Source organism: Chryseobacterium sp. PTM-20240506 (assembly GCF_048296755.1).
GTDB classification, from domain to species: domain Bacteria; phylum Bacteroidota; class Bacteroidia; order Flavobacteriales; family Weeksellaceae; genus Chryseobacterium; species Chryseobacterium proteolyticum.
Map to the genome: position 1 here is coordinate 4071609 of NZ_CP182581.1, position 13662 is coordinate 4085270.

At 34.6% G+C, this 13662-nt stretch carries 13 protein-coding genes and 1 tRNA gene; 9 read left to right on the forward strand and 5 right to left on the reverse strand.

Going from position 1 to position 13662, the window contains the following annotated elements:
* Positions 1 to 74: 74 nt before the first annotated feature.
* Entirely contained in the window at positions 75 to 305 is a 231-nt protein-coding gene (locus ACNFU2_RS18230) for a hypothetical protein (protein ID WP_418122593.1), read from the reverse strand.
* A gap of 283 nt (positions 306 to 588) precedes the next feature.
* Here ACNFU2_RS18230 and ACNFU2_RS18235 point away from each other — a divergent pair, with 283 nt between their 5' ends.
* From ACNFU2_RS18235 to ACNFU2_RS18245, 3 genes are all read left to right on the forward strand, one after another.
* On the forward strand, positions 589 to 2319 hold the full coding sequence (locus ACNFU2_RS18235; RefSeq protein ID WP_418122595.1) for a helix-turn-helix domain-containing protein: 1731 nt from the start codon (positions 589 to 591) through the stop codon (positions 2317 to 2319).
* A 97-nt stretch (positions 2320 to 2416) separates the two neighbouring features.
* Positions 2417 to 3949 carry a M20/M25/M40 family metallo-hydrolase gene (locus ACNFU2_RS18240; RefSeq protein ID WP_418122598.1) on the forward strand — a complete coding sequence of 511 codons (1533 nt, stop codon included), beginning with the start codon at positions 2417 to 2419 and terminating at the stop codon, positions 3947 to 3949.
* 121 nt (positions 3950 to 4070) lie between these two features.
* Positions 4071 to 4769 carry a hypothetical protein gene (locus ACNFU2_RS18245; RefSeq protein ID WP_172283902.1) on the forward strand — a complete coding sequence of 233 codons (699 nt, stop codon included), beginning with the start codon at positions 4071 to 4073 and terminating at the stop codon, positions 4767 to 4769.
* Positions 4770 to 4878: 109 nt separating this feature from the next.
* Here the strand turns inward: ACNFU2_RS18245 and ACNFU2_RS18250 are convergent, their stop codons facing one another.
* Both ACNFU2_RS18250 and ACNFU2_RS18255 read right to left on the reverse strand, forming a co-directional pair.
* The gene (locus tag ACNFU2_RS18250) at positions 4879 to 5982 is read right to left on the reverse strand and encodes a DUF4861 family protein (RefSeq protein WP_273650785.1); all 1104 of its coding nucleotides are present in this window, start codon (positions 5980 to 5982) and stop codon (positions 4879 to 4881) included.
* A gap of 11 nt (positions 5983 to 5993) precedes the next feature.
* Entirely contained in the window at positions 5994 to 7184 is a 1191-nt protein-coding gene (locus tag ACNFU2_RS18255; protein ID WP_273650786.1) for a glycoside hydrolase family 88 protein, read from the reverse strand.
* A 309-nt stretch (positions 7185 to 7493) separates the two neighbouring features.
* On the opposite strand from ACNFU2_RS18255, the gene ACNFU2_RS18260 reads away from it, so the two are divergent.
* The 3 genes from ACNFU2_RS18260 to ACNFU2_RS18270 all read left to right on the forward strand — a co-directional run bounded on the left by ACNFU2_RS18260 (position 7494) and on the right by ACNFU2_RS18270 (position 9880).
* On the forward strand, positions 7494 to 8225 hold the full coding sequence (locus tag ACNFU2_RS18260) for a hypothetical protein (protein ID WP_273650787.1): 732 nt from the start codon (positions 7494 to 7496) through the stop codon (positions 8223 to 8225).
* A 390-nt stretch (positions 8226 to 8615) separates the two neighbouring features.
* Positions 8616 to 9347 carry a hypothetical protein gene (locus tag ACNFU2_RS18265; RefSeq protein WP_273650788.1) on the forward strand — a complete coding sequence of 244 codons (732 nt, stop codon included), beginning with the start codon at positions 8616 to 8618 and terminating at the stop codon, positions 9345 to 9347.
* 233 nt (positions 9348 to 9580) lie between these two features.
* A complete protein-coding gene (locus ACNFU2_RS18270) occupies positions 9581 to 9880 on the forward strand; it encodes a hypothetical protein (RefSeq protein WP_172283908.1) in 300 nt (99 codons plus the stop codon).
* 493 nt (positions 9881 to 10373) lie between these two features.
* Here ACNFU2_RS18270 and ACNFU2_RS18275 read toward each other — a convergent pair.
* Together ACNFU2_RS18275 and ACNFU2_RS18280 are read right to left on the reverse strand one after the other, a co-directional pair.
* Positions 10374 to 10460: transfer RNA gene (locus ACNFU2_RS18275), tRNA-Ser, on the reverse strand.
* A gap of 54 nt (positions 10461 to 10514) precedes the next feature.
* Positions 10515 to 11531: an asparaginase gene (locus tag ACNFU2_RS18280; RefSeq protein WP_172283910.1), complete on the reverse strand. Its 1017-nt coding sequence runs from the start codon at positions 11529 to 11531 to the stop codon at positions 10515 to 10517.
* A gap of 166 nt (positions 11532 to 11697) precedes the next feature.
* On the opposite strand from ACNFU2_RS18280, the gene ACNFU2_RS18285 reads away from it, so the two are divergent.
* From ACNFU2_RS18285 to ACNFU2_RS18295, 3 genes are read left to right on the forward strand one after another with little or no spacing between them, the layout of a single operon-like run.
* Positions 11698 to 12354 carry a TrmH family RNA methyltransferase gene (locus ACNFU2_RS18285; RefSeq protein WP_273650789.1) on the forward strand — a complete coding sequence of 219 codons (657 nt, stop codon included), beginning with the start codon at positions 11698 to 11700 and terminating at the stop codon, positions 12352 to 12354.
* Between the two features lie 17 nt (positions 12355 to 12371).
* The gene (locus ACNFU2_RS18290) at positions 12372 to 12803 is read left to right on the forward strand and encodes a hypothetical protein (RefSeq protein WP_273650790.1); all 432 of its coding nucleotides are present in this window, start codon (positions 12372 to 12374) and stop codon (positions 12801 to 12803) included.
* On the forward strand, positions 12800 to 13648 hold the full coding sequence (locus ACNFU2_RS18295; protein WP_273650791.1) for a hypothetical protein: 849 nt from the start codon (positions 12800 to 12802) through the stop codon (positions 13646 to 13648). The genes ACNFU2_RS18290 and ACNFU2_RS18295 overlap by 4 nt, the downstream gene beginning before the upstream one ends.
* The last annotated feature ends 14 nt before the right edge of the window (positions 13649 to 13662 follow it).

Below are 13662 nucleotides of genomic sequence, written 5' to 3' on the forward strand. Positions count from 1 at the left end.
ATTTTGCAACTAAATTATATATAAACATGGTTGTTAGTTCATTATAATCAACATTCAGGAATGCTTTTTTCCTGTTATGGTTGTGTTTTCCAGTGTGTTCCGTTTTTTACAGGAGGATCTGTTTTTGCAACCAGTTTTCCTTCTACCGTCTTTGATTGCTTATCATTAGCAATTTTAAGCCCAGTGGTACTATTCTTTGCCATTTGAAAGTCGTTTTCATCATCCTGTCTGCAAGCTCCTAAGGTCATACAAACTGCCATAGCAATTATTAATGGAAAGGTTTTTAATGAGATAATCTTTTTCATAAAATTTCAGAGTTAAAAGGTTATCCCGGCCAGGTTTATCATTCAGAATTCTGAGTCCGAAATTATAGGCATAAAATGATAAAAAAAAGTACTTGTTGTCTCTATTCGGCAATTAAGACGTCCTAATTCATAAATAAGGACAATGTTAATTATTTGATTTTCAATTGTTTATTTAAAGTTTTAATGTGTCGAAAACCAAGGGGATTAAATCATAATTGTTTAATAGGAATTAAATGATTTTATGTATTTTTGGTTTATAAATATGGTTTGTTAAATATTCGAAGTGATAAAAAAACTGCTTTTTATACTCGTCTTAGTAATTTTTAAATTATCCTTTTCTCAGGAAGGATACAGTGACTATTATAAACTCCGTTTGAAATACGAAAACTTCGAAGAAAATAACACTCAGGCATTTCCATATATTCAACCTTATATTAATAAAGCTAAAAAGGAAAAGAATTTTGAAAAGCTTGTTCAGGGATATAAGGATGGAGTATTCTATTCCTCTTCCAACGAACAGAAGCTTATTTATGCAGACAGTGCCGTATGGGCTGCTCAGCAATCCGGAGATAAAGATCTCATAAGTACTGCTTATCTAGAAAAAGGGGTTGTTTATTACTATCATTACAAAAGGTTCCAGGCAGCATTGAATGAATATCTGCTCGCTTACGAATATTCGAAGGATACGAAAAATGATTTCCTGAAATATCAGAATCTGTATCATATAGGTGTTGTAAAAAGTTATTTAGGATATTATGAGGAGGCCTCAAAATTATTTGAACAATGTATCGCCTATTACGGACCGAAATCAAAATCCGGATTGCATCCTAATGAAGTGTATAACAATAAAAAAGGTTATCTCAACAGCTTACATCAATTGATTATCTGCTACCGTAATTTACATAAGACGGATCTGGCAGATAAGGCTATCCACACTGGATTAGAGCAGGTAGGTGCCAATGGTGAATACTCGCAGGAGAAAGGCTATTTTCAGCTTGCAAAAGGAATATCGGAATTTGACAGAAAAGATTATATAACGGCTGTCGATGATTTGAAACAGTCGGTTTTTCCTATGAAGAAAAGCGGTGATTTTGCACGACTATCCGTAGGATATTTTTATATAGGGAAAAGTTTTGCCGGATTAAAAAAGGATACGGAATCTATTGTGTATTTTAGGAAAGTTGATTCTATATTTCAAAAACATCAATTTATTCTTCCTGATCTTAGAGAAAATTATGAAATCCTGATCAAGCATTATAAGGAAGAAGGGAATCAAGGCGAGCAATTATATTTTACCGGTCAGCTTTTAAAAGCAGACAGTATTATTTCGAAGGATTTTATTTATTTGTCGAGTAAAATTCATAAAGAATTTGATACCAAGACTTTGCTTGAAGAAAAAAGTAAACTGGAGAAAGCCAATTCCTGGGGCAATATTATTATAGTAAGTTTAATTGTTCTGGCGATTATACTTACCATCCTTCTTGTCATAAGATATAGAAGAGAAAAGGATATTCAGCAGAAATATATCCTTTTGGAGGAAAAATTCAGTTTACATCAAAATTCAGTACCTGAAAAATCATTGTTGAATATAGATGCTGAGGAAAAGAAAACCGGATTAGATGAAAATAAGGTAGAAGAGCTTCTCACTAAGCTGAAAATATTTGAAGCAAAAAAAGAATATACTCAAAAAGGTCTTACCATTCACAAACTGGCCGGGCAGTTGGGAACCAATTCAAATTATCTTTCTCAGGTGATCAATGATTGTAAAGGAGTTAATTTCAATAAATATCTAAGTGAGCTCCGGATCAATTACATAACAGCACTTCTATTTGAGAATAAAGAATATCTTAAGTACCGCATAGAAACTTTAGCAAAGGAGTGTGGTATCGCATCCAGACAGAATTTTTCAGATTTATTTTATGAAATTAACGGGATCCGACCAACGGATTTTATCCGCAAAAGAAAACAGGAACTAGATAGTAAAAATAGTTTCTCGGCATTTAATCCTGCGTAAAAAAACATTTACTTCATATCCATATTCTGTTTTGAGTTTTTTTAATAGGAATATCTTTGTTATATTTAATGAAAAAGCTATCACAAAACAAAAGATCATGAAAAAATTCCTTTTAGCAATTGCAGTCATTGTTGTGGTGATCGTTGCGATATTGCTGATCAAGACATTTACGTATCCGTTTAAAAAAAATAATCTAAGTTCTGTTCCGGAAACAAAATGGGTTAAAAATGATTCTGCCATCCAAAGGTTCTCAGGTGGAATTAAAATACCTACAGTGTCAGCGGGTGATCTGGATGTTTTTGATTATGCTCCATTTGGACAATTCAAAGAATATTTGAAAAAATCATATCCTTTAGTTTATCAAAACACAGAAAACTATGAAGTTAATACCTATGGATTAGTTTTTAAATTAAAAGGAAGCAAACCTAATCTGAAACCTATCCTTTTTTTATCACACATGGATGTAGTGCCTCCGGGCGATGCTGATATCAAAAATAATGAACAAAATGTTTTCAGACCCGATGATAAAGCTTTACCCGCTGTAACCAAAGTAGCAGAAGATTGGGATTTTTCTCCTTTTTCCGGGGCGGTTGCGAATGGAAGAATTTATGGAAGAGGAGCGATCGATATGAAAGGAATGCTGTTTTCCCTGATGGAATCTCTTACCAATATGATTAAAAGCGGAACAGTTCCTCAACGCGACATTTATCTAGCTTTTGGGTTTGATGAAGAAGTAGGAGGACGAAAAGGAGCAAAACAGATCGCCGAGGATTTTAAGAAAAAAGGATTGACGTTTGATGCGGTTTATGATGAAGGTGGATTGATCCTGGAAAAAGGAGGGATTAAAGGAATAGATTCTGATGTTGCCGTAATCGGTTGTGCTGAAAAAGGATTTTTTTCTGCAAAAATAAAAGTGAAAGGATTGGGAGGGCATTCCTCAATGCCACCTATGGAAAGTGCCATCGGTAAAGCTGCTGTTATCATGCAAAGATTGGAAAAAGATCAGATGAAGCCAACCATCACTCCTCTTATTAAAGAGTTTTTTGATAATATTGGCGGAACAATGCCATTTGCAAATAGATTGGCTATTTCTAATCAATGGCTTTTAAAATCCGTGTTGCTTTCACAGTTGGCTAAAAACAATTCCACCAATGCTTTGATACGCTCTACAACAGCTCTTACCATGATGAAAGGGAGTGACGGAACTAATGTACTTTCCCCCGAAGTTGAGTTTGTGGTTAATTTCAGATTACTTTCAGGCAATTCTGTAAAAGATATAAGAGATCATATTGCTCAGGCGACCAAAGGTTTTGATGTAGAAGTGGAAGAGATTGACAATACCAGAGAGGCTTCTGCGATATCACCGACGAATGTTAGGGCATATAAAGTGATTGAACAGGGGATTAAGGAGGTTTATCCTAATTCTTTAGTCACTCCTTATCTTACCATTGCCGGAACAGATGCTTATAAATATCAGATTGTAAGTAAAAATATTTACAGGTTTATGCCTATTAAGATTACTGATGCTGAAAAACAAAGCATTCATAGTACTAATGAGTATATCAGTATTGAAAATTACATGAAAATGATTCATTATTTTGAGTATATCATGAAGAATTATGATAAGTGATTCATACGTATTATAGCCTGTAATTGATCCTGCTTCAAATTTAAATTTTTACTAAAAAAATATTAAACGTCAAGTTTTGACGCTTTACTGAAATAGCTTTGTCTTATCAAAATATAAAGCTATGGAATTGCCTTTTTATTTAAGCTATAAAGAGTTTGAAAATAATTATTACAATAATCTTGAAAAGTGGTTTGAAGAGCATCTGAATACCAGTGAAACTGATTTTTTGAAAAGTCTTGTGGATATGTATTGTCCATATCTGTATTACAACTTCACTCATGACAGGATTCAGGCTGATGCATCTATTCAAATCAAAGATTGCTTTTTCCCATACCATGAAAAAATTGGCTTATCTTTTTGTACCAACTGTGAAAATGATACAGAGAAGAAGCATAAAAAGCAAATGAACCATGTATTTGAATGGAGAACAATAACAATGATGGAATATGCGCAACATATTCTTGATAAAATAAACCGGTATTTTGCTAAAAACGAGATCTCTCCTAAAGATAAAAATGTTCTAGATTATATTAACAGTCGTGAAATCATTACTTTTAAAGATGGAGCGGGATATTGTGTGAATTACAATCAACATCAGAAAACTATTTCTTTTTTAAAGGCTTACCTTCCTTGCCATGGGCAAACTGTAAATATTGGAGTTTATCGTGATTTTATTTTTTCTGTTGTTCAGATCGCTCAATTTATCGATCGGAAATTAAGAGCTGTACAGGCTACAGAAATGACTATTTATAATAAGCTGAAATCAGATGCAAGATTCAAGGTACAAATGAGCCATCAGTTTCTTACCATGTGTAACTAATTATACAACCGACACCAAAACATTCATTATAACTCAATTATGGTTTGATTGGTATTTGATACTGATCAAACAAACAAATCCTGATTACATGATCAGGATTTTGTTTTTATTATTGGGTTATCTGTATAGGATGTTTTAATCTGAGAGAAAATTCCTGAAGGTAATGTAGCCAGTTTTTACCGGAAGTAATTTCACCTGCTTTATCCCAGACAGCACCCGTATAAAAGGTAACGGCCTGATTGCTTTTTACATTAGTTTCCGAGCCCAGATGTTTATTCTTATCAATAATAAGGTTATTGCTGTGAGGGTATAGAATGGCGCTACCTACAGTTCCGTTTTTTGAATTCTCAGGCCAGTAAGCAGCCAGCTGATTATCCTGGTCGATGATTTTTTGACCCTTACCATCCCAATGAACAATACCGGTAAAAACAGGGAGGGTCTTTTTTCCTTTAAACTCATACCTAATGACAGATTTGTTAAGTTGTGAGCCTGCATCCAGACTGATCCTTTTGAGTGCGGAAATTTCATAGCCGTCAATTTTTACTTGGGGATAAGTGAGTTCAAATGTAAATCGAAGAGGACCTTCTTCAATGATTTTGTAGGAAGTATAATTTCCAAGATAGGCAAAATTATTATTTATAAAAGGAAGAACATCACCCGCTCCCAAAGTATGGCCCACCTGAAAAAAGTCCAACCCATCTCCATTATCCTGATGGTAATTATTGAGTTGATACCATTGGTTGATAATCATTTTGTTGGTTCTTTTTGTCCAGGCGTCCATTCCCCAACCGTTTTGTTCAGGAACTTTTTCCAGTTCTTTTCCATACATACGGAAAGCGATCTTCTCGTTTTCCCATGCAAAATCTCCAAGACGTTCGGGTACAAATCTTCCGTACACTTTAGGCTCAAAATGCTGTGGTGAAGATTTATAAAACTCTATTTTTTTTATTTCGCCAGCCCTAAAGTCGCTTTGAATAAGAAGGTCGCCGTTGGCCAACCACTGATAGGGGAGCTCCTTTTTGGAAGATGCATCATTAATGGTAAAACTTTGACCGGTAAGAACCCTGACTTTTTTTAAAGGAATTTCTACGGACTCCATATTTCGGGGAATCGTAAGACTGTTTTTTAGCTCTAATTTTAATAATATGGATTGTTGGGCATGCATGAAAGATACACAATGTATCATTACTAAGCCCCATAATGTTGATTTCATGAATTTCCGGTTTATTGTAAATACCAATCTTTATATCGTTTCAATGCTTCCAGAAAATAATAATCAGCATATATTAACGGGACATCGATTTCTGAATGGAGTGGTAGTCCACCTGTACTATGCATGAGGAGAAAGCCACCATTCGTTCCGGCTTTTGCCTGATAATGATCTCCTGATAAGCTTACTATCATTTGCCGTGCATTGTCGACATAGTTTTTTCTTTCATCCGCTTTTACATACTGTCCTAATTCCAGTAAGGCAGATGCGATAATTGCAGCAGCGGACGCATCACGGGGAACTTCAGGAATTTTTGGATCATTGAAATCCCAAAAAGGAATCTTGTCCTCCGGTAAATTTGGATTATTCAGAATAAATTTTGCGATATGCCTGGCCTGGTCAAGATATGCTTTATTTTTAGTAAAGCGGTACATCATGGTATAGCCATATAAGGCCCACCCTTGACCTCTTGCCCAGGCAGAAGCATCTGAATAGCCCTGAAAGGTTTTTTTACCGAAAACTTCACCTGTATTGACATTATAATCAATTACATGATATGAGCTGTAATCGGAACGAAAGTGATTTTTCATGGTAGTATTAGCATGGGCGATTGCAATCTCTTCTAACTTTTTATTTCCTCCATTTTGGGCTGCCCAATTGAGCATTTCCAGGTTCATCATATTGTCAATAATAACAGGACCTTTAAAGTCTGCCATTTTATCCCATGACAAAATAGCCTGCATTCCCGGCCGGAATCTTGTGGATAATGATTCCGCTGAAGTAAGAATGATATCTTTATATATAGGATTTTTAGTGATTCTGTATGCATTGCCGAAGCTGGTGAACATCATAAAGCCTAGATCATGATCTCGTGTAAATGTTTTATTAGGTTCGATCAGCTGCAATCTCTTTTCTGCTTCTTTTCTGATCTCAGGATCTCCTGTCTGTTCATAAATCATCCATAATGATCCGGGATAGAAACCTGAACACCACCATGTAATATCTTTTGTGGTTACTTTATCAATAGACGCATTATAAGATTGAGGCATTTTATCCTGTGGTATGCTTTTCATTAGCTTCTTGTATTGCTTATCTGCGAGCTGAAATTCATTCTGAATTAGCTCAGACATTTGCTTACTATTCTGTGCAAATGCTAAGCTTGTGATGGTCAGAAATAAGCCTGTTGTTATGTTTTGTAAAATCATAGATTATGCATATTCGAAGTACAATTTAATTAAAATTTATAGAAAATATTCAAAATCCGCATTATGGATGATGTTTGAAAAATGTTTTATAAGATTAATTACGATGAAAATGATGGGTTATTTTATTTGAAATAATTTATAACTTATTTATTTTGAAAACATTTGATTTATTTTTTTAACTTTGAGTTAGCGATAGTGGAATATTCTTATAAGAGTACATTAGGCAGACAGATTAAGATTGTATCATGTTTTTTATCAGGTTCTTAAAATTGAATTATTTATATCTAATCTTTTAAAACCAATCAAGTTATGAGAAAAACTATTTTATTTTACTGTTTATGCCTACCAATGCTTTATTTTTCACAGGTTGGTATCGGTACAACTAACCCTCAGGCAGTTTTACATGTTGACGGAGCAAAAGACAATGCGGTCACAGGCGCCCCGACTGCAGCTCAGGAAGCTAATGACTTTGTTGTTACCGCAGCGGGAAATGTGGGAATAGGAAATGCCAGCCCACAAAGATCATTGGATGTAGATGCCAAAAATCAAAGCCTTAGAATCCGGAATTTAATCAGACAAGTACCTTCAAGTTTCGATATACTTACAAGGGATTTGGCTACAAGCGATGTTGTAGCTACGTCTTATAGTTATACCGAAGCTGTAACTGTGGCGGCTGGAGCCAGTGCAACAGTTACAGTACCCTCTACGGTGAATATTGCTACCGGTCTTTTCATTGTAAAATCTACAAATGGATGTGCAAGAGCTATGATTACAACCTTTGTATATAATGGCTTGTCTCTCGGATATGTATCAGGAGTCGCAAGAGATAAAATTGGCAATCCCACTATTGCTCCGATTGCTCCTTCTGCCAATACTTCGGGAACATGGAGTGTAGTATTTCCCAATGTAACCAATTGTGCTGATGGAGGTACGGGAACGCAATTCGACTTTACTGTTATGAAAGCTACAACTGACTCTTACACGATTACTAATAATGGTAATGTATCCAGAACATACCAATTAACGGTTAGTCGCTTATAAGATAAGTATGCATAAATCCCAAAACAAAAAAACATTGAATTTCAATGTTTTTTTGCTTTTTTTGGATGTTTCCCGGTATTGCCAGGTTTATGGTCATGTATTCAAAGAGCTTGTATCAGCTGTTTTTTAGGCGTGGCTACAGTGGTTTATCAATCTTTGTAAAAGTATAGCTGATACTATTTTATTACAGAAAATACACTAATCTTGTTGGTGAATTATTATTAACTATAATGATAACTATGCTGTAAGTTTTTCCTTAATTTTAGCTATATTATTGATATTATCCTCATTTAGAAAAAGGAGAAGTTGAATCAGGTTTTTTATGGATTTAAAAATATATATTTGTCCTTACATACAAACATATTTTAATTCTAAAAACACAATCAAATTATGAAAAAATCAATTATTCCCTTCTGTTTATGTTTTTCAATAGCTTATTATGCACAGGTTGGTATTGGTACTAAAAATCCTCAGGCTATTTTACATGTAGATGGGGCAAAAGACAACGCTGCTACCGGAGTTCCAACCACAGCCCAGCAAGCCAATGACTTCGTTGTGACTGCTACAGGAAATGTAGGTATCGGCAATGCAAACCCACAAAGATCACTGGACGTGGATGCCAAAAATCAAAGTCTTCGAGTGCGAAACCTGATCAGACAGGTACCCTCGAGTTATGATATTCTGACAAGAGATCTAACTACTGATGATGTTGTTGCGACGTCCTATAGTTATACTGATGAAGTAACTGTAGCTTCAGGCGCAAGTGCAACTGTGACAGTGCCTTCAACAGTTAGTATAGCTAGCGGGCTTTTTATTGTAAAAGCTACAAATGGGTGCTCAAGAGCTATGATTACAAGTTTTGTATATAATGGTTTATCTCTTGGATATATATCAGGTGTAGCAAGAGATGTTGTAGGAAATGCTACCATTGCTCCTATTGCTAGTGGTGCTTCTGGTTCAGGAACGTGGAGTGTCAAATTTTCCAATGTTTTCGCTTGTAGCGATGGAGGTAATGGGACACAATTTGACTTCACTGTTGTGAAAACAACAGCTAACTCTTATACGATTACTAATAATGGTAATGTATCCAGAACATACCAATTAACGGTTAGCCGCTTATAAGATAAGTATGCATAGAATACCCCAAAAAAACATTGAATTTCAGTGTTTTTTTTGTTTTGTGTTTTTGAAAAATAAAACGTTTCCAAAGATAATCAAGTTTTTGGTTGGGCATTCACAAGAGGTTTTTAACTTTTTGCTCTTTATTTTGATTAAATTATTTTTACTAATCTTTTTAGGCTTAATAAATTTGGCTTGTTTTATGTAATATATATCACAGTTTAAAAAATAAAAAAATGAAAAAGAAATTATTTGGCTTATTAGCTTTTGTGTTGTTCGCTACAGCTATTAATGCCCAAGAGACTGTAAAAAAAGAAGTTAAAAATGTAGGTAAAGCCATTGAGAAAGGAGCAAAAGCAACTGGGGAGGGTGTGAAAGATGGTGCTAATTGGGTAGGTAAAACAGCGACCAAAGGTGCAAAAGCTACTAAAAAAGGAGTTAAAAAAGGTACAAAATGGGTTGGTAAAACAGCCACGAAGGGAGCCGATGCGGTTTCAGATGGTTATAAAGATGTGAAAGCAGATTTAAAGAAATAATTTTTTCAGAAAAAATAAGAAAAAGCGACTTCAGTAATGATAGTCGTTTTTTTTATGGTCTATATCTTTTGAATTAATTCTCTTTATTAAGGGCGTGTAGTTGTTGGTTCACCCCCGATTAATATTTTATTTAGGCTAGAAATTATTACAAAAAAGGAGCCTTTCAATTGAAAGACTCCAATCCAGTATTTAAAAAAATTTTAAAAAGTGTTTTTGCGTAAAAGCTTCCCGGGGCAGGGAAGCTAATTTAACTTGATGAAATTTATCAGTTGGAAAACTAATATTCGAATATACTAAGTGTGAACAAGCTTTTTTATGATCGTGATCATAATATTAGTTGTATTTTGATAGTAATATCTGTTGTGTAAAAATTATGTAAAAACGAAGTATTAAGTGCTGTTTTGTATATATAAAGCTCTGAAAACAAAACTATAGAAAAATAATGATGTTGTATGAAAAAAAATAACGTACTGATTTTCAGTACGTTATTTTGCAGAAAGGAAGGGATTCGAACCCTCGATACAGTTACCCGTATACTACCTTTCCAGGGTAGCTCCTTCAACCACTCGGACACCTTTCTGTTTGAGATTGCAAAAGTAATGTATTTTCTTGAATTTACAAATAATTAAAGCAATTAGTCTGTAATTTCTCCACATAAACTCTTTGAAAAGTTTTCTGCAAAGCTTCCCTGATATTTAGGATTGCCGACTAAATGCATCGCTTTTGTTATTGCAGTTTCTGCGGTCATATCTTTTCCGCTTATGGCACCAATCCTCGAGAAAATATTGCTGTTTTCATATTTTCCAAACGAGATTCCTCCTGAAATACACTGACTTACCACTACGATTTCAGTTCCGTTATTTCGGATTTCCTCAAGTGTCTGTTGTGTTTTTTCGCTGCTGAAAATAGTTCCGGAACCAAAAACCTGAAGAATAAGGACTTTCATTTTGGGAATTTCCTTGAAATGGCTTAAGTGCATTCCCGGAAAAATTCTCCAGAATAAAATATCCTCGGAAATATGATCATCAACGTGAAACTCCACATTCTGATCACAGCGGTGAAGGTTATCTTTGATGATATTAAGGTGAACCCCGGATTGACCCAGAATAGGGTAGTTCGGACTTGCGTATGCATCAAAATATTCTGCGGAGTATTTTAATGTCCTGTTTCCTCTCAATAGTTTATACTCAAAATAGATGGCAACTTCCTGAATAACAGGTTCGTTGTTTTCATATAAACTGGCATAATATAAACTTGTAAGCAGATTTTCTTTAGCATCGGTCCTGAGATCTCCAATAGGAAGTTGTGAACCGGTAAAAATAACCGGTTTTCTCAGTCCTTTCAACATAAAACTTAGTGCAGAAGCCGTATAAGACATGGTATCGGTTCCGTGAAGAACCAGAAAGCCATCATAATGATCATAATTTTTATGAATATAATGGGCAATGATTTTCCATTCTTCCGGTCCCATATCTGAAGAGTCCAGAGGTTTTGCAAAAGGATGGACGAAAACTTCACATTCCATAAGTTTCATTTCCGGCATTTTTTCAAAGATATTTCCGAAATCAAATGCTCTAAGGCTTCCGGTTTCATAATCTTTTTCCATTCCAATAGTTCCACCAGTGTATATCAACAGGACTTTTCGTTTCATGTATTACTTTTTATTAAGAAGTTGAACCTTGTGCAGGTTTATAAACTCAAAATTACGTTAATTTGCAAAGATTTGAAAATGAATGAAACGCTTCATGATAAATTTTATAGAATCATTTTATAATGAGTTGCGTTCCATCTTGTTATTAAAAAGAAATTGAATGCAGATGAAAGATTTAGCACAAACTTTTGAATATTTAAAACAATTTTTAACGGATGAGAGATTAAGGAAGATCGAACATTTTTCTCAAGAGAGTTCTGACTTTGTACTTCCCGTAATGGAAGATATTTATCAGTTCAGAAATGCAGCAGCCATTGTTAGATCTGTGGAAGCCTGTGGGTTTCATAAAGTGGTAGCTATGGAAGAAGAAAATGTTTTTAATCCCAATCTTACCGTTACAAAAGGTGCTGAAACATGGGTTGAAGTAAAGAAAATGGCTAAAGATATTTCGTCACTTCAGGAAATTAAAAATGAAGGTTACAAAATTTTAGCCGTTTCACCGGAAAAAAATGCTGTGATGCTTCCTGATTACCACATTACGAAGCCTATTGCCCTGGTATTCGGAACTGAGCTGGAAGGTGTGTCAGAAGAGGTTCTTGACTTTGCAGATGAAACACTGGCTATTCCCATGTATGGCTTCACAAAGAGTTTTAATGTTTCCGTTGCTGCAGGAATCTGTATATATGAATTAAAACAAAAACTTCTCAGATCAGGAATAGAATACAAACTTAATGAAGAGAAACTCCTGAAAATGAAAATACGATGGGCTGTGAATTCTATAAGAAGCGGCCATGAAATCCTTGAACATTATTTAAAAACATAATTCCCATTGTTAATCTGATGAAAAAATATACCCTACATTTATTTATCTTTTCTTTTGTAATGTCCCTTATCAGTTTAGTTATCATGGAAAAAGGGTATAAAGAATTATATCCGTTTTTCAGTTGGAAGCTTTTTACAGTGCCTAGCGGAGGAGAGGTTACGGAAGACCAATATAAACTCTATGGAATTACCAATAGTGATACCATTAGAATTGTAAATAAATCCGTCCGAAGCTATGATGCCAATGACAAAGCTGTAATCGTGGGAACATATGGTAAAAGAATAGAAGATAATGTGAACAAGGAAGAAAATAAGAGGAAGCTACTGATTTTCGCAAAAGATACTGAACCTCAATATAAAGGTTATCTTCTTTATAAAGAGACTTATCGTCCGAAGGAAATAGGAGAAGCAAAGATGAATATCAACAAAAAACTGATTGTAAAACTGTGATGAACTATCCTCAGCTTACTGTATTCAATTATAAGGTTGCCTACTACATGGTAAGGTTTTTCGGATTGTACTGGCTGGTAGCGCAGTATCTGGAATTTATCAGATTGAAAGAAAGACCTGCGGCAATCTATGAACCTGTTTTTCAGCTTGAAAAGCTGATCTTTCCTGAATTTCCGGGGACATTTGTTTTTGCCGGACTTTTGATCATATGTGCTGCTCTTTTGATTATTACGGTTTTCAAACCATCTTATCTTCTTAATTTTTTTATTTTTCTGTTAGTCGCTATTATTAATCTCCCTATTGCGGCCAACTTTGGAGTCCATCACGATGGGCACATCATCGTTCTGGGATTTTTTCTTAGTATTTTTTTACTCCCAAAGGAATTAGAAGACAAGGATTATAAACTTGTACAATACTTTTATTTGGGAATACTAATGACCTATACCCTTGCGGGAATGAGTAAAATCCTGGGTACGGTAAAGAATTTGATTAAAAATACGGATAAGCTCACCTGGGTTAGCAAAGATGCTGCAATGCTTAATACCTATGATAATTATTGGATGGCAGATATGCAAATACCTCCTGTATTTAAAAGTATTTATGCCTATGATCATATTTGGATTGTAATAACTGTATTAGGAATTTTGACGCAATTCCTTTGTTTTCTTGGGGCTTTTAATCGGAAACTGCTTACCTTCTTTTTAATATTCCTTTACATTTTTCATGTTTACACAGCTATATTTGTTTTAGCTGAATTTGAAAATACAAATTATTTCCTGATTGTCATCTTTTTCCCTTATCATCTTTTGAGACCTCTGTTTAGAAAAAAATATTCGGTTGCTTAAAAAGGATAAGCTTG